Source organism: Kitasatospora sp. NPDC088134 (genome assembly GCF_044741705.1).
Classification (GTDB): domain Bacteria; phylum Actinomycetota; class Actinomycetes; order Streptomycetales; family Streptomycetaceae; genus Kitasatospora.
This window is the reverse complement of sequence record NZ_JBIUTD010000008.1, coordinates 66,943-88,533: the sequence shown is the minus strand read 5'-3', so window position 1 is coordinate 88,533 and position 21,591 is coordinate 66,943. Positions and strand designations below refer to the sequence as shown.

The 21,591-nt window shown below is 71.6% G+C and carries 17 protein-coding genes; 8 read left to right on the top strand and 9 right to left on the bottom strand.

What is annotated here, in order from left to right; genetic code table 11:
- Nucleotides 1-4 precede the first annotated feature (4 nt).
- From ACIOHG_RS15400 to ACIOHG_RS15375, 6 genes are all read right to left on the bottom strand, one after another.
- The gene (locus tag ACIOHG_RS15400; protein WP_400950162.1) at nucleotides 5-2,029 is read right to left on the bottom strand and encodes a protein meaA; all 2,025 of its coding nucleotides are present in this window, start codon (nucleotides 2,027-2,029) and stop codon (nucleotides 5-7) included.
- Entirely contained in the window at nucleotides 2,029-3,366 is a 1,338-nt protein-coding gene (gene ccrA, locus ACIOHG_RS15395; protein WP_400950159.1) for a crotonyl-CoA carboxylase/reductase, read from the bottom strand. The genes ACIOHG_RS15400 and ccrA overlap by 1 nt, the downstream gene beginning before the upstream one ends.
- A 376-nt stretch (nucleotides 3,367-3,742) precedes the next feature.
- Nucleotides 3,743-4,654, bottom strand: coding sequence for a TetR family transcriptional regulator (locus ACIOHG_RS15390; RefSeq protein WP_400950156.1), 912 nt, complete (start codon nucleotides 4,652-4,654; stop codon nucleotides 3,743-3,745).
- Nucleotides 4,655-4,872: 218 nt separating this feature from the next.
- Complete coding sequence (locus tag ACIOHG_RS15385) at nucleotides 4,873-6,648, bottom strand: 3-hydroxyacyl-CoA dehydrogenase family protein (RefSeq protein WP_400950153.1); 1,776 nt, start codon at nucleotides 6,646-6,648, stop codon at nucleotides 4,873-4,875.
- A 551-nt stretch (nucleotides 6,649-7,199) separates the two neighbouring features.
- A complete protein-coding gene (locus ACIOHG_RS15380) occupies nucleotides 7,200-8,687 on the bottom strand; it encodes an MFS transporter (RefSeq protein WP_400950151.1) in 1,488 nt (495 codons plus the stop codon).
- Nucleotides 8,688-8,811: 124 nt separating this feature from the next.
- The gene (locus tag ACIOHG_RS15375) at nucleotides 8,812-9,453 is read right to left on the bottom strand and encodes a TetR/AcrR family transcriptional regulator (protein WP_400950148.1); all 642 of its coding nucleotides are present in this window, start codon (nucleotides 9,451-9,453) and stop codon (nucleotides 8,812-8,814) included.
- Nucleotides 9,454-9,694: 241 nt separating this feature from the next.
- Here ACIOHG_RS15375 and ACIOHG_RS15370 point away from each other — a divergent pair, with 241 nt between their 5' ends.
- From ACIOHG_RS15370 to ACIOHG_RS15355, 4 genes are read left to right on the top strand one after another with little or no spacing between them, the layout of a single operon-like run.
- The gene (locus ACIOHG_RS15370; RefSeq protein ID WP_400950145.1) at nucleotides 9,695-11,023 is read left to right on the top strand and encodes a glutamine synthetase; all 1,329 of its coding nucleotides are present in this window, start codon (nucleotides 9,695-9,697) and stop codon (nucleotides 11,021-11,023) included.
- A gap of 57 nt (nucleotides 11,024-11,080) precedes the next feature.
- A complete protein-coding gene (locus ACIOHG_RS15365) occupies nucleotides 11,081-11,662 on the top strand; it encodes a hypothetical protein (protein WP_400950142.1) in 582 nt (193 codons plus the stop codon).
- A gap of 28 nt (nucleotides 11,663-11,690) precedes the next feature.
- The gene (locus tag ACIOHG_RS15360) at nucleotides 11,691-12,335 is read left to right on the top strand and encodes a YrhB domain-containing protein (protein WP_400950140.1); all 645 of its coding nucleotides are present in this window, start codon (nucleotides 11,691-11,693) and stop codon (nucleotides 12,333-12,335) included.
- Nucleotides 12,313-12,873 (top strand): GNAT family N-acetyltransferase, encoded by a 561-nt coding sequence (locus ACIOHG_RS15355; RefSeq protein WP_400950137.1) that lies wholly within the window; start codon nucleotides 12,313-12,315, stop codon nucleotides 12,871-12,873. The genes ACIOHG_RS15360 and ACIOHG_RS15355 overlap by 23 nt, the downstream gene beginning before the upstream one ends.
- A 45-nt stretch (nucleotides 12,874-12,918) precedes the next feature.
- Here ACIOHG_RS15355 and ACIOHG_RS15350 read toward each other — a convergent pair whose 3' ends face one another.
- The gene (locus ACIOHG_RS15350; protein WP_400950134.1) at nucleotides 12,919-13,983 is read right to left on the bottom strand and encodes a cobalamin-independent methionine synthase II family protein; all 1,065 of its coding nucleotides are present in this window, start codon (nucleotides 13,981-13,983) and stop codon (nucleotides 12,919-12,921) included.
- A 518-nt stretch (nucleotides 13,984-14,501) separates the two neighbouring features.
- Between ACIOHG_RS15350 and ACIOHG_RS15345 the strand changes: the two genes are divergently transcribed.
- From ACIOHG_RS15345 to ACIOHG_RS15335, 3 genes are all read left to right on the top strand, one after another.
- Entirely contained in the window at nucleotides 14,502-15,749 is a 1,248-nt protein-coding gene (locus tag ACIOHG_RS15345; RefSeq protein WP_400950131.1) for a peptidase S8, read from the top strand.
- 443 nt (nucleotides 15,750-16,192) lie between these two features.
- Entirely contained in the window at nucleotides 16,193-16,654 is a 462-nt protein-coding gene (locus tag ACIOHG_RS15340) for a prevent-host-death family protein (protein ID WP_400950129.1), read from the top strand.
- A complete protein-coding gene (locus ACIOHG_RS15335; protein ID WP_400950126.1) occupies nucleotides 16,651-17,007 on the top strand; it encodes a hypothetical protein in 357 nt (118 codons plus the stop codon). The genes ACIOHG_RS15340 and ACIOHG_RS15335 overlap by 4 nt, the downstream gene beginning before the upstream one ends.
- 248 nt (nucleotides 17,008-17,255) lie before the next feature.
- Here the strand turns inward: ACIOHG_RS15335 and ACIOHG_RS15330 are convergent, their stop codons facing one another.
- Nucleotides 17,256-18,710, bottom strand: a complete 1,455-nt coding sequence (locus tag ACIOHG_RS15330; protein WP_400950124.1) for a Shedu anti-phage system protein SduA domain-containing protein — start codon at nucleotides 18,708-18,710, stop codon at nucleotides 17,256-17,258.
- An 845-nt stretch (nucleotides 18,711-19,555) separates the two neighbouring features.
- Between ACIOHG_RS15330 and ACIOHG_RS15325 the strand changes: the two genes are divergently transcribed.
- Nucleotides 19,556-19,972, top strand: a complete 417-nt coding sequence (locus ACIOHG_RS15325) for a hypothetical protein (protein ID WP_400950121.1) — start codon at nucleotides 19,556-19,558, stop codon at nucleotides 19,970-19,972.
- Between the two features lie 55 nt (nucleotides 19,973-20,027).
- Here the strand turns inward: ACIOHG_RS15325 and ACIOHG_RS15320 are convergent, their stop codons facing one another.
- Nucleotides 20,028-21,563 (bottom strand): cellulase family glycosylhydrolase, encoded by a 1,536-nt coding sequence (locus ACIOHG_RS15320; protein ID WP_400950118.1) that lies wholly within the window; start codon nucleotides 21,561-21,563, stop codon nucleotides 20,028-20,030.
- Nucleotides 21,564-21,591 lie beyond the last annotated feature (28 nt).

The following is a 21,591-nucleotide window of genomic DNA, read 5'->3' as shown; positions in this document are numbered from 1 at the left end:
GGGGTCAGCTGGTCGCGGCGGTGGTCGCGGCCCACGGCTGGAGCCTGTTGGCCAGCCGGATCTCGTCCACGATCCGGCCGATGATGGTCGTGATGCCGAAGTCCTTGGGCGTGAACACGGCGGCGACTCCGCCGGCCCTGAGCACCTCGGCGTCCGCGGCGGGGATGATGCCTCCGACGATCACTGGCACATCCTCCACCCCCGCCCGGCGCAGGCGCTGTATGACGTCGGGCACAAGTTCCGGGTGCGCCCCGGAGAGGATCGACAGGCCGACGCAGTGCACGTCCTCGGCGACGGCCGCGGAGACGATCTGCTCGGGCGTCAGGCGGATGCCCTGGTAGACCACCTCGAAGCCGGCGTCGCGGGCCCGGACGGCGATCTGCTCGGCGCCGTTGGAGTGCCCGTCCAGGCCGGGCTTGCCGACCAGCAGGCGGAGCTTGCCGGTGCCGAGTTCGGCGGCGGTGGCGGCGACGGCCTCCCGGACGGCGGCGAGCTCGCCGCCCGGCTCGGCCGCGACCGCGACCGGGGCGCCGCCGACGCCGGTGGGCGCCCGGTACTCGCCGAACACCTCGCGCAGCGCGAAGGACCACTCGCCGGTGGTGGCGCCGGCCCGGGCGCAGGCCAGGGTGGCCTCCATCAGGTTCTGCTCGGTGGCGGCCACCTCCTTGAGGCGGGCCAGCGACTCCTGCACGGCGGCCTCGTCCCGGCCGGAGCGCCAGGACTCCAGGTTGGCCAGCACGGAGCGCTCCGAGGCCGGGTCGACCACCATGATGGCGGCGTCCAGGTCCGCGGTGAGCGGGTTCTCCTCGGTGGTGTCGAAGCAGTTGACACCGATGATCTTGTCTTCGCCGGCCTCGATCCGGGCCCGCCGCTCGGCGTGCGAGGCGACCAGGTTGGACTTCAGGTAGCCGGACTCGACGGCCGGGATCACCCCGCCCATCCCGAGCACCTTGGCGATCTCCGCCTCGGCGCCGGCCAGCAGCTCCGCGGTCTTCGCCTCGACCACATGCGAGCCGTTGAACAGGTCGCCGTACTCCAGCAGGTCCGACTCGTACGCCAGCACCTGCTGGATGCGCAGCGACCACTGCTGGTCCCACGGCCGCGGCAGGCCCAACGCCTCGTTCCAGGCCGGGAGTTGGACGGCCCGCGCGCGGGCGTCCTTGGACAGCGTGACGGCCAGCATCTCCAGCACGATGCGCTGAACGTTGTTCTCCGGCTGGGCCTCGGTCAGGCCGAGCGAGTTGACCTGCACGCCGTAGCGGAACCGGCGCTGCTTGGCGTCCTCGATGCCGTAGCGCTCCCGGGTGACCTTCTCCCACAGCTGGTTGAAGGCCCGCATCTTGCACATCTCCTCGACGAAGCGGACGCCCGCGTTGACGAAGAAGGAGATCCGGCCGACCACCTCGCCCATCCGCTCCGCCGGGACCTGCCCGGAGTCGCGGACGGCGTCCAGCACGGCGATCGCGGTGCACATCGAGTAGGCGATCTCCTGGACGGGGGTCGCCCCGGCCTCCTGCAGGTGGTAGCTGCAGATGTTGATCGGGTTCCACTTCGGGATGTGCGCCACCGTGTAGGCGATCATGTCGGTGATCAGCCGCACCGAGGGGCCGGGCGGGAAGACGTGCGTCCCGCGCGACAGGTACTCCTTGACGATGTCGTTCTGGGTGGTGCCGGTGAGCTTGGCGATGTCCGCGCCCTGCTCCTCGGCGACCACCTGGTACAGCGCCAGCAGCCACATGGCGGTGGCGTTGATGGTCATCGAGGTGTTGGTGCGCTCCAGCGGGATGCCGTCGAACAGCGTCCGCATGTCGCCCAGGTGCCCGACCGGCACGCCGACCCGGCCGACCTCGCCGCGGGCGAGGACGTGGTCGGAGTCGTAGCCGGTCTGGGTCGGCAGGTCGAAGGCCACCGACAGGCCGGTCTGCCCCTTGGCGAGGTTGCGCCGGTACAGCGCGTTGGAGTCGCTCGCGGTGGAGTGCCCGGCGTAGGTGCGCATCAGCCAGGGTCGGTCACGTTCCTGAGCGGCCATCAGATGTCCCGGAAGGCGTTGATCTTGGTGAGGTGCTGCTCGCGCAGCTCGTGGTTGCGCACGCCCAGGCCCTCCTGCGGGGCCAGGCAGAGCACGCCGACCTTGCCCTGGTGCTTGTTGTGGTGCACGTCCAGGGCGGCCTGCCCGGTCTCCTCCAGCGCGTAGACCTTCGACAGGGTCGGGTGGATCTTGCCCTTGGCGACCAGCCGGTTGGCCTCGAAGGCCTCGCGGTAGTTGGCGAAGTGCGAGCCGACGATGCGCTTGAGCGACATCCACAGGTAGCGGTTGTCGTACTGGTGCATGTAGCCGGAGGTGGAGGCGCAGGTGACGATGGTGCCGCCCTTGCGGGTGACGTAGACGGACGCGCCGAAGGTCTCGCGGCCCGGGTGCTCGAAGACGATGTCCACGTCCTCGCCGCCGGTGAACTCGCGGATCTTCGAGCCGAACCGCTTCCACTCGCGCGGGTCCTGGTTGTTCTCGTCCTTCCAGAACCGGTAGCCCTCGGCCGAGCGGTCGATGATCGCCTCGGCGCCCATCGCCCGGCAGATCTCGGCCTTCTGCGGGCTGGAGACCACGCAGATCGGGGTGGCGCCGCCGGCCAGCGCGTACTGGGTGGCGTACGAGCCGAGGCCGCCGCTGGCGCCCCAGATCAGCACGTTGTCGCCCTGCTTCATGCCGGCGCCGTTGCGGGAGACCAGCTGCCGGTAGGCGGTGGAGTTGACCAGGCCCGGGGAGGCGGCCTCCTCCCAGGTCAGGTGCTTGGGCTTGGGCAGCAGCTGGTTGGTCTTCACCAGGGCGATCTGGGCCAGGCCGCCGAAGTTGGTCTCGAAGCCCCAGATCCGCTGCTCCGGATCCATCATCGTGTCGTTGTGGCCGTCCGGGGACTCCAGCTCGACCGACAGGCAGTGTGCGACCACCTCGTCGCCGGGCTTCCAGGCGTTGACCCCGGCGCCGGTGCGCAGCACCACGCCCGCCAGGTCGGAGCCGAGCACGTGGTACGGCAGGTCGTGACGGTTCGTCAGCGGCGACAGGCGCCCGTAGCGCTCCAGGAAGCCGAAGGTGGAGACCGGCTCGAAGATCGAGCTCCACACCGTGTTGTAGTTGACCGAGCTGGCCATCACGGCCACCAGGGCCTCGCCCGGGCCGAGTTCGGGCAGCGGCACGTCGTCCAGGTGGAGCGACTTGCGCGGGTCCTTGTCGCGGCTGGCGAGGCCCGCGAACATCTGCTCCTCGTCCTTGTGGAGCGTCACGGCCCGGTAGGACTCGGGCAGCGCCAGGGCGGCGTAGTCCGCGGACGTGGCGTCACCGCTGAGGATCGCGTCGAGAATTTCCTGCATGGCTGCCTCCGAAGGCGTACCTGTGCGAGGGACACAGGGCGTCTGGGGGAGCCGGGAGCGGACACCGGCTTCGCTGAGGGTCTGGGGGGTACTGCGGGTGCGACGGAAGGGTGGGTCGTCGCGTCGGGTTACTGCTGGTTCTCGCCCCCTCGGTAGGGGACGCCGGAAGGCGGCGCGCCGAGGTGGGGAGCCGCGGCGCCGCAGCCGGTGGGAACAAGGTAGTGGCACCCTGTGCCACTCGTAAAGACACGGGGTGCCAAGTTGTCGAGTGAGTCAGGACACGCGGTGCCGGCTACCCCGGGAATGCCCGAAGGCCCGTTCCCGAAACCGGGAACGGGCCTTCGATTATGCGTGTCACCTGCGGAAACTTCCTGGATTACCCGGGGTTTGAACCCGCCAGGGCAGCTCGGATGGAATCCACCACCACCTCCAGCGGCGCGTCCGTCCGGGCGACTGTGATCAGCACCTCACCCCCCGGACTGGCACTCAGTGCGCTCACGGCCCGGGGGTCCGTCGAGTGCGCTCCGTCACCACTGGCACCGGGTGCCAGGGTGGTGCCGCGGCGGCGCGCCCCGCTCGGCGGGGTCGGCCAGAACGTCCCGCGGATCAGCTCGAAGGAGTGGTCGAGCTGCGCCTCCACGTCCCCGTGGCCGCCCGCCCGCAGCCAGCGCCGCAGCACGTGGTTGTGCGCCGCGACCACCGCCGCCGCCGACACCTCGGCCAGCATCGAGTCGTCGTCCCCGCCCCGCTGCCAGCCCGGCGGGGTCTGCTCGGCCGCGTCGAACCGGCCCAGCAGGTAGCGGGTGAACAGCCGCTCGTACCGGGACACCACCGCGATCTCCCGCTCGCGCAGCGCCGGCACCTGCCGGATCAGCTGGTAGCGGGCCACCGACATCTCCGGGGTGGAGGCGTACATCCGCAGCACCTCCTTGATGCCGCGGCACACCACGTCCAGCGGGTGCTCCTCGGCGTCGGCGCTGGCCAGCAGGTCCGCCACCCGCACCAGGGTGTCGTCGTGGTCCGGGAAGATCGCCTCCTCCTTCGACCGGAAGTACCGGAAGAAGGTGCGCCGGGCCACCCCGGCCGCGGCCGCGATCTGATCGACCGTCGTCTCCTCGTACCCCTGGGTGGCGAACAGCTCCATCGCCGCCGCCGTGAGGTCCTGGCGCATCTGCAGGCGCTGCGCGGCGGCCCGGCGGCCGCCCGCGCCGGACTCCGTCCCCGGGCGCGAGGTGTCCGGCCCGGCGGCCGGCGGCTGCTGCTGGGGCGGAGAGGTCTGGCGATCCATGCCCGGAACGCTACACGCCCCCGCCCCGGCACCCGCCGGCCCGGCCCGCCGCACCGGCGCCGCGGGCGGCACCACGGCGGGCCGGGGCCAGTGCGAGGACACCGACCCCGTCCCCCAAGGAGGCCGCGCCGCCAGCGGGTTGCCCCCGCCGCCGGGCGCCGGACGGCCCCCCGGCGCGGGCCCCGGACGGCCTCCCGGGGCGGGTGCCGGACGGCCCGTCATCGCCGTGCGTGGTCACGGAAACCACGCCCCGTCTTGCGGCCCAGGCAGCCCGCCGCCACCAGGTGCTCCAGCAGCGGCGCCGCCGCCAGGCCCGGCTCGCGGAACTCCTGGTGCAGCACCTGCTCGATGGTCAGCGACACGTCCAGGCCCACCACGTCCAGCAGCTCGAACGGGCCCATCGGGTAGCCGCAGCCCAGCTTCATCGCGGTGTCGATGTCGTCCACCGTCGCGTAGTGCTCCTGCAGCATCCGCACCGCGTCGTTCAGGTACGGGAACAGCAGCGCGTTCACGATGAACCCGGCCCGGTCGCCGCACTCCACGGCGTGCTTCTTCACCTTGCCGCACAGCTCCAGCACGGTCGCCGTGACGTCCTCGGCGGTCAGCACCGTGGAGACCACCTCGACCAGCTTCATGGCCGGCGCCGGGTTGAAGAAGTGCATCCCGATCACGTCCTGCGGGCGGGAGGTCGCCGTCGCGCAGGAGATCACCGGCAGGCTCGACGTCGTGGTGGCCAGCACCGCGCCCGGCTTGACGATCTTGTCCAGGGTGCCGAACAGCTCGCGCTTGACCGCCAGGTCCTCCGCCACCGCCTCCACCACCAGGTCCGCGTCCGCCAGGTCCTGGTACGAACCGGTCGGGGTGACCAGCGCCAGCGCCGCGTCCCGGGCCTGCTCGGTCAGCCGGCCCTTGGCCACCGAGCGGTCCAGCGACTTCGCCAGCTGCGCCAGCGCCCGCTCCGCCTTCTCCTGGCTGCGCGCCGCCAGCAGCACCGGGAAGCCCGCCTTGGCGAACACCTCCACGATGCCGGTCGCCATCGTCCCGCTGCCGCACACGCCGACGCCGCGCACCTCGCGCCCGGCCGTCCGCGCCCCGGCGGCCGCGGCCTCCTCGGCGACCGCCTTGGACGAGCCCGGGGCCTCGTAGGTGTAGAAGCCGCGGCCGGTCTTGCGGCCCAGCAGGCCCGCCGCGACCAGCTGCCCGAGGATCGGCGCCGGGGCGTGCAGCCGGTCCCGGGACTGCTCGTACATCGCCTCCAGCACGGTGCGGGCGGTGTCGATCCCGATCAGGTCCAGCAGCGCCAGCGGCCCCATCGGCAGGCCGCAGCCCAGCCGCATCGCCGCGTCGATGTCCTCCCGGGTCGCGTACCGGGACTCGAACATCGCCGCCGCCTGGTTCAGGTACGCGAACAGCAGGCCGTTGGCGATGAACCCGGCCCGGTCGCCCGCCGAGACCGGCTCCTTGCCCAGGTCGCGGGCCAACTCGGCGACCTGCTCGGCCGCCTGGGGGGACGTCAGTACGGTGCGGACCACCTCGACCAGCTTCATGCTGTGCACCGGGTTGAAGAAGTGCACGCCCAGCACCCGCTCCGGGCGGGCGGTGGCCGCCGCGATCCGGGTCACGCTCAGCGCGGTGGTGCCGGTCGCCAGCACCGTCTCCGGCGGGCAGATCCGGTCCAGTTCGGCGAACAGGGCGCGCTTCAGCTCCAGGTCCTCCGGGACCTCCTCGATCACCAGGTCCGCCGCGGCCGCCGCCGTCAGCTCGGCGCCGACCTCGATCAGCGCCAGCAGCGCGGTGCGCTCCTCGGCGGTCAGCCGCTCGCGCTCCACCGCCCGCGCGGTGGCCGCCTCGATCCGGGCCAGCGCCCGCACCGCCTCGCTCGGACCGGCCTCCACGCCGATCACCCGCCGGCCGCTGCGCGCGACCGCCACGGCCACCCCGGCACCCATGGTGCCCAGGCCGACCACGGCAACAGTGGGGAAGGGACGCTCCATTGTCCAGACTCCTTGTCATGGGCCCCGTGCCCCGGCCCCCGCCACCGTCCGGCCGCGACGACGCGACCCCGGACGGAGGGTGTGACGGGGGAGGGTGTGCCGGCGGCACGGGAGAAACGGGGAACGGAAGAAGAACAGCGGCGACCCCGCCGTACGGTCCGGTCCGCTCCGGTCCCGTCGAGGGGCACGTGCCGTGGTGCTCAGGCGCTCCGAAAGGATCATGAAGCGACGCCGACGCGCACACACAAGGAAAGAAACGCCACCCGCCGGTGCGGCTCCCGAAGCCCGGCGCTGGTGCGTGCGGACACTGTAGCCCAGCTACTCACGGGTAGGAAGAGGGGAAGCGGCACGCCGCCCGCTGTGACCGGATGGAGAAGCCGTCCGCCGCCTGAGCGTCGTGACGCCGGCCTACGGGCACGTGGTGGAGCTGCCGGAGCCGGTGGGCGTCACGCTCGACACCGAGGAGCTCAAGGAGTTCGCCCGCTGAGACGCCGAACGGCCCGTCCGGAGGGTTTCCGGGCGGGCCGTTCGGGTGTGCGGGTGACGGGGCGTCAGTGCGCCATGACCGGGACGGCGTCCTCGGCGTCGGCGTTCGCCGCGTGGGGGGCCGGCTTGCCGGCGTTGATCAGGGTGAAGGCAGTGGCACCGGCCAGCAGCAGGATGCCGAAGGCCCACCAGATGGCGGTGGAGTAGGAGTGCACCTGGACCTGGAGCTTGAAGAGGTCCGGGTGGGTGGCGGCCGCGGCGTGCGACTTGGCGTACGCGGTGGCGGCGCTGTTGGCGACGGTGCTCAGCAGGGCGGTGCCGATCGCGCCGCCGACCTGCTGGGAGGTGTTGACCATCGCGGAGGCGACACCCGCGTCGCGGGGCTGCACGCCGTAGGTGGCCAGGCTCATCGCGGGCATGAACGCGGTGCCCATGCCGAGGCCCATCAGGACCAGGCCCGGCAGGATCTGCCAGTACGAGGTGCCGACGTCGATCTGGGTGAGGATCAGCATGCCCAGCGAGGCGACCACGAAGCCCGGGGCCATCAGGAAGCGGGCCGGGACCCGGGTCATCAGGCGGGCGCCGATCTGGGTGGAGCCGGTGATCATGCCGGCCACCATCGGGAGGAAGGCCAGACCGTTCTTCACCGGGCTGTAGCCCAGCACCTGCTGCATGTAGAAGGTGAGGAACAGGAACAGGCCGAACATGCCGATCACGGCCATGCCGAGCGAGAGGTAGACGCCGCCGCGGTTGCGGTCGGTGAGCACCCGCAGCGGCAGCAGCGGGGCCTTGACCCGGCTCTCGACGAACACGAACGCGGCCAGCAGCACCGCGGCGGCGACGAACAGCCCGATGGTGGTGGCGTCCGTCCAGCCGTCGCTCTCGGCGCGGGTGAAGCCGTACACCAGCGAGACCAGGCCGGTGGTGACCAGCAGCACGCCCGGGATGTCGAGGCGGTTGCGGTTCAGGCCGCCGGCGGGCTCCCGGATCACCAGGACCGCACCGGCGATGGCGATCGCCGCGAACGGGATGTTGACGTAGAAGGTCCAGCGCCAGTTCAGGTACTCGGTGAGGACACCGCCCAGGATCAGGCCGATCGCACCGCCACCGCCGGCGACGGCGCCGTAGATGCCGAACGCCTTGGCGCGCTCCTTGCCGTCGGTGAACATCACCGCGAGCAGCGACAGCGCGGCGGGCGCGAGCAGCGCGCCGAAGACGCCCTGCAGGGCGCGGGCGCCGAGCAGCATGGCGGTGTTGGCGGCGGCGCCGCCGATCGCGGAGGCCGCGGCGAAGCCGACCAGGCCGACCGTGAAGGTCCGGCGGCGGCCCCACAGGTCCGCGACGCGGCCGCCGAAGAGCAGCAGTCCGCCGAAGGCCAGCGCGTAGGCGGTGATCACCCATTGGCGGGTGCTGTCGGCGAAGCCGAGGTCGATCTGGGCGCTCGGGAGCGCGATGTTCACGACGGTCGCGTCGAGCACGACCATCAGCTGGGCGAGCGCGATGAAGACCAGCGCCTTCCACCGGCGCGGATCCGGCTGGAGGGTGTCAGACATGGAGGATTACCCACTTGTGTGCGAGAGCGTACGAGACGTTCGGAAGCGTGCAGGGCCGCAGGGGACGCCCGGAACGGGGTGCTGCGGAGAGGTCTTGGGGACTGCCGGTCGGGCCCGGTGGAGGTCAGGCGCGGGGCGAGAGGTCCTCCAGGGTCACGGGGCTGCCGGGCAGGACGGACGACGGGGCCGGTACGGCCCGCAGGCCGTCCAGCAGCAGGAGCAGGTGGCGCCGGACCCGCGGGTCCAGGTCGAGGCAGTTGAAGCCGGGGAGCGGTCGGGTGAGCTGGGCCATGGCGACCACCACGTCGCCCGCGCCGACGTCGGCGCGGAGCAGGCCGTCGGCCTGGGCGCGGGTGATCAGGTCCTCGGTGACCTGCTTCATCTCCGCCCGCGCCTCCAGGAGTTCGGGGTCGTCGGGGTGGATCGAGTCGGACAGCAGGGGGCAGAGCGCGCCGATCCGCTCCTCGGCGGCGGCGAGCACGAAGCGGCTGAACGCCGCGAACGAGTCGGGCTCCTCGGCGGCGGCCGCGTGCGCGTGCGCCACGATCCGCTCCATCACGGCGAGCGAGACCTGGTGGATCAGCGTCCGGCGGTCGGCGAAGTTGCGGTACAGCGTGGCGTTGCCGACCCCGGCGCGGCGGGCGATCTCGTCCAGCGGGGCCATCGCCCCGTACTCGACGAAGGCCTCCCGGGCGGCGGCCACGATCCGGGCCCGGTTGCGGCTGGCGTCCGCGCGCAGGCGGGGGGCGGCGGCGACGGTGGTCATGGTGCGCTCCCTTCGAGTGGCGGTCGCGGTGCGGTCGGTGCGGGTGGTGCTGCGGTGTTCTGCGTCGGCCCCGGACCGGGGAGCGAGTCCCCGTTTGTTGCCGACAGATGTCCAAACGGGGAGTGGGTCCCCGGAAATTTCATCATCCGATGTGACCTGCATCACATCTACGGCGCCACGGACGGGTGAGGCCCCGGCCCGGTCGCCCGGCGGGCGCGGCCGGGCCCGCCAGGATGGGGCCATGAGCACTGCCGAGCCCCGCGCCGAGCGGGCGGCCGCGGCCCGGGTGTCGGCCGCCCGGCTGGCGGCCGAGGGCGTCGACGGCGTGATCGTCGGCTGGGTCGACAACGCCGGCGTCACCCGGGTCAAGACCGTCCCCGTGCACGGCCTGGAGTCCGCCGCCCGCTGGGGCGTCGGCGCCGCCCCCTGCTTCGACGCCTTCCTGGTCGACGACTCGCTCGCCCCGGGCGGCGGCCCCGTCGGCGACCTCCGCCTGGTCCCCGACCTGGCCGGGCTGCACCGCCTCGCCGCCCAGCCCGGCTGGGCCTGGGCCCCCGGCGACCGGTACGCCCAGGACGGCACGCCGCACCCCGGCTGCCAGCGGCTGTTCGCCCGCCGCGCCGCCGACGCCCTCGCCGCGCGCGGCCTCACCGTGCTGGCCGGCATCGAGGTCGAGTGGATCGTCGAGGGCGGCGAGGACGGGACGGGCTTCGAGGGCGGCCCCGCGTACGGCATGCGCCGGCTGATCGGGCACGGCGACTACCTGCGCGACCTGCTGCGCGCCCTGCACGCACAGGAGTTGACGGTGCTCCAGCTCCACCCCGAGTACACCGAGGGGCAGTTCGAGCTCTCGGTGGCCCCGGCCGGCCCGGTCGAGGCCGCCGACACCGCGCTGCTGGTCCGGCACACCGTCCAGGCCGTCTCGCTCCGGCACGGCCTGCGGGCCTCCTTCGCCCCCGTCACCGACCCCGAGGGCGTCGGCAACGGCGGGCACCTGCACCTCAGCCTCTGGCGGGACGGCCGCAACCTCGGCCACGGCGGCGACGGGCCGCACGGCCTGACCCGCGAGGCGGAGTCCTTCCTGGCCGGCGTGCTGGCCGAACTGCCCGCGCTGCTCGCCCTCGGCGCCCCGTCCGTCGCCAGCTACCTGCGGCTCGCCCCCGGCCGCTGGTCCGGCCCGTACCGCTGCTGGGGGCGGGAGAACCGGGAGGCCGCGCTGCGGCTGATCACCGGCTCCGCGCCCGAGCAGGCCAACGCCGAGGTCAAGTGCTTCGACGCCGCCGCCAACCCCTACCTGGCCGTCGGCGGCGTCCTCGCCGCCGGCCTGGCCGGGCTCGACCGGGGCCTGCGCCTGCCGCCCGAGACCACCGGCGACCCGGACGGCACCGCCGAACGCCTCCCGGCCTCCCTGGGCGCGGCCACCGCCGCCCTGCGCGGCTCGGCGGTGCTCGGCGCGGCGCTGGGCGAGCAGCTGCTGGGCTCCGTGCTCGGCGTCCGGGAGGCCGAGGCCGCCCGCTTCGCCGGCCGGACGGCGGCGGAGGTGGTCGACGCCGTCCGCTACCGGTACTGACGCGGGAACCGCGGCCCCGTCTTCGCTGTCCTCCGTGGTGACCGGAGGGGGTCTGCGATGTACTGGGTCGGACTGGCGCTGTTCGCGCTGCTGGGCGGCGAGTTGGCGGCGGTGGTCACCGGGGCGGCCCGGCTGGGGGACGGGGACGTGGCCCGGTTCGTGATCGGGATCAACCTGGTGCCGTGGACCGCGCTGGTCGCGGGCGCGCTGACCGCCGCCGGTCGGCGCCGGCGCCCCGGGCCGGCGGCGAAGGGCCCGATGTTCCCCGCCCCGGCGCGGATCGAGAGCGCGCAGGCCCAGGGCGAGGGCCCGCAGCACACCGTCCGGCTGGACCTCACGGTCGCCGCCAAGGGGCGCGGCGCCTACCGGGTGCACGCCACCGCCCGGGTCAACGTGATGGACCTCGCCGACTTCCGCCCCGGCCGCACGGTCGACGTCACCCACGACCCGGCCCGCCCGTGGCGGGTCGAGGTGTCCGGCCACCAGGAGGCCCCCGTCCAGGTCCCGCTGGACACCGCCCCGGAGGCCACCCGCGCGACCCCGCCCCCGCCCGTCGTCCCCACCCGCAGGTTCCTGATCACCGCCCTCGTCGCCACCGTCCTCGGCGCGACGGCCTACCTCGCCCTCTGGGGCGTCTGACGGCCCGTCGGCCGGGGGAGGAGGAGGCGTGATCGACCGGGAGACCGCGGTCCGGATCGTCGAGGAGCAACTGGCACGGGAGCACCGGGAGGAGCCGGAGGCGCGGCGCACGGTCGTGTTGGCCGCCACCGAGCACGAGCTGGTCTGGATCGTCGGCTGCTCCACCGAGGAGTTCGCCCGCACCCGGGATGTCCAGGATCTGCCCGTCGGACCCGGTCTGTACCTGGTCGACCGGGTCGACGGGGAGCTGTACGAGCTCCACGCCGTCGCCGCGGCGACCGGCGGCTGGGAGGACGACTACCGTGCCCGGATCCGGGGCCTGCCGGTGCGCACCGCCGTGGACGCACTGCACGAGGAGGTGCGCGCCCTCGCCGCCGAACAGGGGCCGCTCCGCGCGGCGCGGGCGCTGCGCGAACGGGTGCCGGCGCTCCCGCCGGTCGAGGCCGTCGGGTACGTGCGCGCCCTGCTGACGGGCGAGGCCCCGGCCCGGCTGGTGGACCTGGTGCGGCAGCAGGTCGTGCCGCCGCCCGACCCGTTCCTGACGGCCCGTCGAGTGCGTCGAGTGCGTCGAGTGCGGGGTCCGGGGGACGCGGCCGGAGGCTCCGGAAAACCGGGGGACGGGGCGTGCGTACGCGTGGTACGAAGATCGGATGACGAGTTACTGGACGGGTGAACGAGTGCGCCTGCGGGCGGTCGAGCCGGGGGACGGGGGGCTGTTCGCGCGGCTCTCGGCGGAGGAGGAGCGGCTCGGGGACGCGCTCAACCCGCCGCAGTCGGCCGAGGGTTGGGAGGCGTTCGCGCGGGAGAAGGCCGCGGCGGACCCGAGCGGTGACGCGTACCAGCTGGTCATCGAGTCGGTGGCCGACGGGACGGCGGTCGGGGCGATCGGGGTGCACCGGGCCGATCCGCGCAGCGGCTGGTTCGAGTACGGGATCACCGTCGCGGAGGAGCACCGCCGCAAGGGCTACGCCGGGGAGGCCGTCCGGATGGTGCTGCGGCACCAGTTCGAGGAGCGGCGCTGCCACAAGGCCACCGCCCGGGTGTTCGCCCACAACGGGCCGTCCCTCGCGCTGCAGCAGGCCGTCGGCTTCGCCGAGGAGGGCCGGCTCGGGCGGCACGTCTTCGTCCGGGGCCGCCACGTCGACGTGGTGCTGTTCGCGCTGTTCGCCGAGGAGTTCTACGCGAAGTACGGCGAGCCGGCCGGGTTCTGAGGCCGGCCGCCGTCCTTCGCGCGGAGTGAGTGTCCGGGCCGGCCGTCAGAGGCCGAGCGCCTCGGCGGCCAGCGCGGTGCCCGCGATCCGGGCGGCGATCTTGGCGAAGGCGGTCTCCCGGGAGGTGGAGGTGTCGTCCGCGAACGGGGAGAAGCCGCAGTCGTCGCAGGTCCCGAGTTGGTCCACCGGGAGGTGCCGGGCGGCGGCCAGCACCCGGTCGCGGACCTCCTCCGGAGTCTCCACCCGGGGGTCGACCGGGTCGGTCACCCCGATGAACACCCTTACACCGGGCCGGAGTTGGGCGGCGATGACGGACAGCACCCGGTCCGGGTCGGTCTCACTGGCCAGCTGGACGTAGAAGTTGCCGACATTCAACCGGAAGAGGGCGGGCAGCAGGTCGGCGTAGTCCACGTCCAGGCTGTGGGTGGAGTCCTGGTCGCCGCCCGGGCAGGTGTGCACGCCGATCCGGGCCCGCTCCGCCGCGGTGAAGCGGTCCAGGACGCGGTTGTTGAGCGCGACGAAATCGTTCAGCAGCCCGCCGCTCGGGTCCAGCTTGAGCGACAACCGGGCCTCGGTGAAGTCGAGTTGGACGGCGTGCGCCCCGCCCTCCAAGCAGCCGCGGATGTCGGCCTCGGCCTCGTCGGCGAGGTCCCGCAGGAAGTCCTCGCGGGCGTACCCGGCGATCCCGTCCGCCGGGTAGAGCAGGCTGAGCGCGGACGGGGCGATCACCGCCTGCTTCACCGGCAGTTCGGTGTGCCGCCGGGCGTCGCGCAGGTACTGGGCCGCCCGGACCCGGTAGCGGAACGGCCCGGCGGTCAGCACGGGCAGCTGCCGGGTGTGGCCGTCCGCGAACGGCACGATCGCGCCGTCGGGCGCCAGCGACTCCAGGCCCGCCACCGGGTAGGTGAGGAAGCTCGGCTTGGCCTGCTCGCCGTCGACCAGCACGGGGCTGCCCAACTCGGCCAGCCGGGCCAGGGTTTCGGCCGTGGCGGCCTCCTGGTGCTTGGCCAGTTCGGCGTCGTCGATCCGGCCGGCCGCGTGGTCGGCGAGCGCGGTCAACAGGGTGCGCGGGCGCGGCAGCGAGCCGATCGCCTCGGTGGGGATGGTCATGCCGCCGACCCTAGGAAGTCCGCGCGGGCGGCCACAAGGGGCGCGCGAGGCGCGCGAGCGTCCCAACTACGCTGCTGAGTAAGGAATATGACACTGTTTCACCGGAACGAGTGAGATTGCGGACGCCGGGGGAGGGAAGCCCCCTCCCCGGTCCTGCGGCCCACCCTCGGTGCGGACGTCCACGTGCGGTCGGCGCGCCGGCTCCGGGGCTGCGGGGGCGGGGCGGGGAGCGGCGGAAGCGGAGGCAAACCCTCCCCAGTCGCTTTGGCGACCGTCCACCAAGAGCCAACTGCCTTGAGTAAAGGGAGGGTTCGGATCACGCCGCCGTCCTTGTTGGGCATGTGCACGCCCGGCTAGCGTCGGACGCCAGCCGCAAGGCTCCAGGGACACACCGGCCCGTCGACGGTTCCAGAACCCGCGACGGGCCTTGCTCCGCCGCGGACCCGGCCACCCACTCCGGGCCCGCGGCGCGGGCGCGCACCGCTTCCGGTCACCCCAGCCACAGGAGGCATTCCCCCATGCGCACTCTCCCCGCAGCAGCCCGCCGGACGGCCCTCGCCGCCACCGGCATCGCCGCCCTCACCCTCTCCGCCCTGGCCGGCACCGCCCCGGCCGGCGCGGTCGGTGGCCCGCAGGTGCACTCCAAGGACGGCACGTCCTGGGTCAGGGCCTGCGACACTCTGGCCAAGGGCGACACCATGGCCTGCCACGCCCTGCGCGTGACCAGCACGACGGAGGCCGTCCAGGCACTCGGCGTCACTCCGAACGCCACCCCGTCCGGCTACGGGCCCGCCGACCTGCTGAGCGCGTACAAGCTGCCCGCGAACGGCGGCGCCGGCATGACCATCGCCATCGTCGACGCCTACAACGACCCCAACGCCGAGTCCGACATGGCGGTCTACCGCGCCCAGTACGGGCTCCCCGCCTGCACGAAGGCCAGCGGCTGCTTCAAGCAGGTCAACCAGACCGGCGGCTCCAGCCTCCCCGCCAACAACTCCGGCTGGGCCGGGGAGATCTCGCTCGACCTCGACATGGTCTCCGCGATCGCCCCGAACGCGCACATCATCCTGGTCGAGGCCAGCAGCGCGACCATGGGCAACCTCGGCACCTCGGTCAACACCGCGGTCTCGCTCGGCGCCAAGTTCGTCTCCAACAGCTACGGCGGCGGCGAGTCCTCCGCCGACACCTCGTACGACTCCTCGTACTTCAACCACCCCGGCGTCGCCATCACCGTCTCCTCCGGCGACTCCGCGTACGGCGCCCAGTACCCGGCCGCCTCCAAGTACGTGACGGCGGTCGGCGGCACCGCGCTCAAGAAGGCCTCCAACACCCGCGGTTGGACCGAGAGCGTCTGGCTCACCAACTCCACCGAGGGCACCGGCTCCGGCTGCTCCAAGTACGACACCAAGCCCACCTGGCAGAAGGACACCGGCTGCAGCAAGCGCACCATCGCGGACGTCTCGGCCGTCGCCGACCCCGCGACCGGCGTCGCCGTCTACCAGACCTACGGCGGCAGCGGCTGGGCCGTCTACGGCGGCACCAGCGCCGCCGCCCCGATCATCGCCGGCGTCTACGCCCTGGCCGGCACCCCGGCCACCGGCACCAGCCCCGCCTCCTTCCCCTACGCCCACACCACCTCCCTCTTCGACGTCACCACCGGCAACAACGGCAGCTGCTCCCCCTCCTACCTCTGCACCGCCACCACCGGCTACGACGGCCCCACCGGCCTCGGCACCCCCAACGGCACCGCCGCCTTCCACAGCTGACGCGCCCGCATCGCCCATGGCCGCCGACCCCTCCCCGAGGGGCGGCGGCCATGGCTCGTGACGGCCGACCCGGAAGCGTATTGGGGGCAACTCCGCACGGGTGGGAACCTCGGATCCCCCGTCTCGATCGAAGGCTCGGGCTGCTCAGCGGTCCGAGCCTTCGTCATAAGGGGCTGCTCGAAGCCAGCCGAAACAGCACGCCGAAGACAGTGCCAGGAGCGCATCATGTCGGTCACCGACTGCAGGAGCATCCGCACCGATCGAAGCAGCGCGGTGATGAACGCCATGACCCGAGCAGGGCGTCGCTCCACGCGGCTGCGAGCCTCCACATCCAGGCCCCCAGACGTTTCCGTCATGTTCCCAGCTCCTGCTGCGGAAACCTGCACCTGACCAGGCGCATCCACACATTGACTTCGGAACGTATTCCGAAGTAGCGTGGCCGCATGTCCACTCTCACCGTGTCGTTCTCCGACTTGTCGAAGAACTCGAAGCGCGTCGCGGACACCGTCGAGCAGGCGCAGCGCGTCCATGTCACCCGTCGTGACGGCGAGGACCTGTACCTGACCACCGAACGCCACGACCGCCAGCGCGAGGAGACCGCAGATGTCACGGCTCGTCTGTTCGCGGCTCTGATCGCCAGTGACGAGGGTGCGCGCGCGGTGCTCCTCGCCCTCCCCGAGGTCTTCCCCTGGACCCGGCACCTGTCGGCCGAGGAGGTGCGCGAGTTCGTCGTCGACCTCGTGGACGCCACCCGCGACGTGGTGGAACTGGACGTCCACGCCAACCTGCACCGTGTGATCGTCGAGTGGCGGGCAACAGCCAGAATCCTGGCAGACCCCGAACTGAGCGCCCAGCTCGCCGCGCCGCTTCTCGGTGATGACCACGGTGAGGTGCTCGCCCCGTGAGCCCCAAGCGCGGGGACGACGTCCCACCACCACCGGTCGGTGACGAGTGGCGACTGCGGTTCGCCACCAACGAGGCAGCCAAGGGATGGGGCGACCTCTGTACGGAGGCACCGGGGAACACCCGTCGCTGCTTCGAAGCCCTCCGCGCCAACCCCTTGTCCACGAGCGACCCCGATCGACAGCACCGACTCCGAGGTCGCCTCGCCATCCGCGTTCTCGCTGGGGACGAGCTGCCGCAGTGGGAGTACGAGGTCACCGCCGGCGGGCGCGTGCGCTACCTCGTCGACGAGCCAAGTCGGACCGTCCACCTCGTCTACGCCTCGCCCCGGCATCCCAAAGACACGGACAACTGACCGACAGCGGAGCGGATCAATCCGGCTGTGGGTGACCCCTCACGAGTTCGAATCTCGTATCTCCCGCCTCTGCCCACCAGGGCAAACGAGGGCCTGGGCCGCTCGGAGGTCCGGGCCCTCGTCGTTCTCCCCGTCTTGCGTTCGGCATGGGCAGCCTTGAGGAGGAGCCGTTCAGGACTTCCTCAAGTCGGCGACACATCGGAGGAACTGGCTGGACATGGTCAGCCTTGTGCTTTCCCGCAGCACTTCTACCGATCGGCAGCAGACGGCTCCGCGAGATCGAGGCTGCGCTGCGCAGCTTCGATGAGCTGATCGTAGGTGACCACCGTGATCCGGGTCATGTTGCTGTTGTAGGTCCTGATCGTCTCGGCGACCTGCGCCGCAGTGACTCTCCCCGTAACGAACGACGCATGCCCAATGACAACGGTCATTGTGGCGCGGCGACAGTCGATATTGAAGTCGGCCAAGATCTGGTGCCGATGTTCGTCGAGGCTCCTAAGGTAGTTCAGTGCCTGGCCCATCGCATCGTTGATGTCAGCACCAACGGTGAGGTGGTTGCGATGCTTCTTGACAAGGCCACCGATCTTGGCCTTCTTGATCTCCACGCCGTGCAAGGACCCATCCGGCCTGATGAGGGACAGGTCGAGCTGATCCTGCGCTGTCAGGTCTCGTCGAGCAGAGCCGGAGAGGAACTCTGCACCGAAGACCCAGGTCATGCGCTGCAGACACTTCTGGAGGTCGCTCTCCGTGCTGTTCGGGTTCTCTGCTGCAATACGCAACTCGGCCAGGTCGGTACGTCTCCTCGCATGCTGCACCAGAGTCGCAAATGCCTGGGCTTCGTCAATCGCACCAATCGCCCGCGCGGCTTCGGGGTCGTGTTCCAATAGATTCAGCAGTCTTCGGACCGTCACTGCTCCCGCACTGCCGGTCGCCTCGCGAGTTGTTCCCACCTCGATCGGCGGTTCATCGCCGCCGCGCCCCGAAGCCGGACTGCACTCGTCATCCGTATTGGCCAATCGAAGGCTCAGGCTCATCCGGGGAGCCTCGTCAAAGGAATCGGACCCGCCGGCGAACGGTCGGACCCCGTTCAGTTGGAGCAGCCGGAAAATTGGCACCTGGCGAACGAGGGAAAAATCCCTGCCGCCAAAACTGTGAACAATCGGCTCTCCGGCCTCGACCCACCGAGCGACCGGAAGTTCCTCGGCGACGGCGAACTCGCCGAAATAGAAGCATTCACCCTGTCGTGCCTCGAAGACGCGCAATGGCAGTCCACGTCGGATATGGCTCAATACCCCGATGTTCTCCGTGGAAAGATGGTTGCCCACTTGTACTTGCCCAGGCGCAAGCAGAACATCTCCGCTCAGGCGTGGGGTCAAATCCGCGGCAGCGGTGGATCGATTCAGGAACAGGAATACATTCCGTGTTTTTGCGCTGGGGCTGGCGGTGACTCGCGAGTTTCCGCCGTAAATGTTGTGCAGTTGGGTGCGGCTCACTACGGATCCTGGAGGAATATTCCATGCTGACAGCAATTCCTCTGACGGATTCGGAAGCTTGATCCAGCGATCAAGAGCCTCCAATTGTGCGTCTGTCAAGGAGATTTCCGTCAGACCGTGGCCTGCAGTTCGAACGATCTGCCCCAGTGCAGGAATTCCCCATGATTCAGCCGGGAGTGGAGAGGCCAGAAACATTTCTTCGAAGTCCACGCGCACCCTGCATGGAGTTGAAGGTCCGTAATCAGCCTGCGCAGGCTCTTCGTCGTCCGGCTGGCCCAGAATTACCGACCGGAGAGACCTGGGCGGCCTGATGGCAGCCGTCTCCGCAATCCGTCCGAGCGCAACGGCCCCGCCGCCACGCCCGCGGCGCCACAGCAGGACAGGGTCACCCACATGGGCAGACGTGTCCGCGACTGCGAAGTGACCGTTCTCCCAGTCTTCGATGGTGGGATTCGAACTGGATGCCGATGCCCTCTCTTGTGTCAGTAGCAGCCACCGCTTCACCGAATCTCCCCTCGCGCGATCGGATGACACATCCCCCGCCGTATCCTTGCGCGGAGGGCGGACACAGGCTCGGCTCTCCGCGAGAAACCATGCTGGGGCCCTCACACGTACCGGCCGCGAGTTGCTGGTCTTCATCTCGCCGGCCAAGTACGCCTCGCTCCGTGGGGCCAACTGCCCTACTGCCTGCCCGCCGACCACCTGCGTCGCTTCCGGCCGGAGTGCTGGGGAGGGTAGTGCCGTGGCCCGCGAACTGATCGATCCCGGCGACATCCAATCAACCAGGATCACCGCCTGGTCTACGTTCTCGACGAGCAGGCCGACGTCCTGTGGCGTGATCGGCTGTCATGCCACGACGGCCAGGAGGGACTGAGGAGAAGTGTGTCGACCGCGGTGCTTGCCTCGCCCATCGGAGGTGGTGACGATCTGTCACTTCAGAGGCGGGGCCGGAGCCGAGGGGTGTGGCGGAGCCAGTCGCCCGGTCCTGGGTGTCCCCGGGCGCGTAGCCTTTCGGGGCTCCGAGTTCCCGTCCCGCTCGTCGAGGAGTCCGTGCCGTGCCCACGCCCGCTGATCGTCTTGCCGAGGCCCGGAGTTCGAGGGAGGCCGCCGTGTTGCGGGGGCTGGTGGGGACGGGGTATCCGTTCGTGGACCAGGCGCTCGCGGAGAATCCGGACACGCCGGTGGATGTGTTGGTGGCGTTGGCGGGGGCGCGGTGGGGCGGGTGGAACGGGAACAGGCTGCTGTTCCTGCTCGCCGGGCATCCGGCGGCGGACGGAGCGGTGCTGGCGGCGGTGGGGGAGGCCGTCGGTGCGTGCCTGGCGGCGGGGGAGCGGCCGTACGCCGCTGTGCTCGCGTTGGCCGCCCGTCCGGGGTTTCCGGTGGAACGGGCCCGGGCGCTGGGGGAGTCGGCGGGGGCCTCGGCGCGGCTGCGGAGCGGGCTGGCCCGGGTCCTTGCCGAACGGGGGCAGTAGGTCGCGGTGGCGGGGCGGCCGCCCGGAGTCGGGTTCCGGGCGGCCGCCCCGGGTGTCAGTTCACGGCCTGCAGGTGGGACTTGAGGCCCTGGCCGAACGCGGTCGGGGTGCCGTCGAAGTCGGAGATCAGCGACGGGCCCGAGGAGCAGTCCCAGGTGTTCCAGGTCCAGCCGAGGTAGGAGACCTTGGCGGCGTCGGCCCAGGACATCACCTGGTCGATGAAGGAGTGGGCGCAGTCGTTCTCGCCGATCTCGCCGACCACCACGGGCACCTGCGCGGCCAGCGGGGCCACCGTGGAGCTCCAGCAGGACTGGCTGGAGCAGGAGTTGAAGTTGTAGACGTGCCAGGCCGCGGCCAGGTTGTTCGCCGGGTCGGTAGGCTTGTGGGACAGCCACTGGCCGAGGTCGTTGGAGTAGGCGAGGCCGCCGAGCATGATCACGTTGTTCGCGCCGGCCGCGCGGACCGCGTTCACCAGCGTCTGCATGCCGCTGACGGTGTAGTCGATGCCGGGGCAGGCGCTGCCGCCGTCCCGCCAGCAGTTCCAGGCCTGGTCGAGGCCGGAGACGGCGCGGTCCGGGTAGGGCTCGTTGAACAGGTCGAAGACCACCGACGAGTCGTTCTTGAAGACGCCGGCCACCGAGCTCCAGAAGGTGGCCGCGCCGGCGCCCGGCATCGGCTTCTGGCAGGTCGAGTCGGCGTCCGAGCAGCCCGATGAGTTGCCGGTGTAGCGGCCCTGCGACCAGTGCAGTTCGACGATCGGGGTGATCCCGGCGTCCCGCAGCGCGTAGACGAAGTTCTTCACGGCAGTGCGGTAGTTCTCGCCCGCGTACTCCGGCTTGACGTTCGCGTAGCCGTTCCAGCAGTCCTCGTTGAGCGGGACGCGGACGGCGTTGGCCTTCCAGCTCTTGATCGCGGCGATCGAGGCGGCGTCCACCGGCCCGTCGGTGAACCCGTAGCCCTGCACGCACATGAACTCCGTGCCGGAGCGGTTCACCCCGCGCAGGACCACCTGGCCGCCCGCCGCGTCCACCAGCCGGTTGCCGGAGACGTGCAGCGCCGGGGCCTTACCGTCACCGCTCCCCCCGGTGGAGGAAGGGGAGGGGGAAGGGGAAGGAGAGGCGGAGGAGGAGGCAGACACCGAGGCGGAGGGGGACGGGGAGGGCGACGGCGCCGCCCCGCCGCAAGCGGCCCCGTTGACGGTGAAGGAGGTCGGAGCCGCGTTGGCGCCGCTGTAGGAGAAGTTGGCGCCCGCGGTGACGGAGGTGCCGGCCGCGACGGAGGTGGCCCAGGCGGGGGCGGTGACGGTGACGCTCCTGCCGGACTGGCTCCAGGTGCCGTTCCAGCCGGAGCCGGAGAGGGTCTGGTTGCCGGTGTAGGCGTAGCCGAGGGTCCAGTTGGTGAGCGCGGTGGTGCCGGTGTTCGTAAGTTTCACGTTGGCGGTGAAGCCGCTGCCCCAGTCGTTCGTCGTCCAGTCGACGGAGCACTGGACGGCGGCGGCGGACGCGGTGCCCGCGCCGGTGAGCGCGAGGGTGGCGGCCGCGGTCGCCGCCAGGGCGGAGACCAGCGCGAGGGCGGTGGTGCGGACGGACATGTCCGGCTCCTCGGAGGAGTGGCGATAT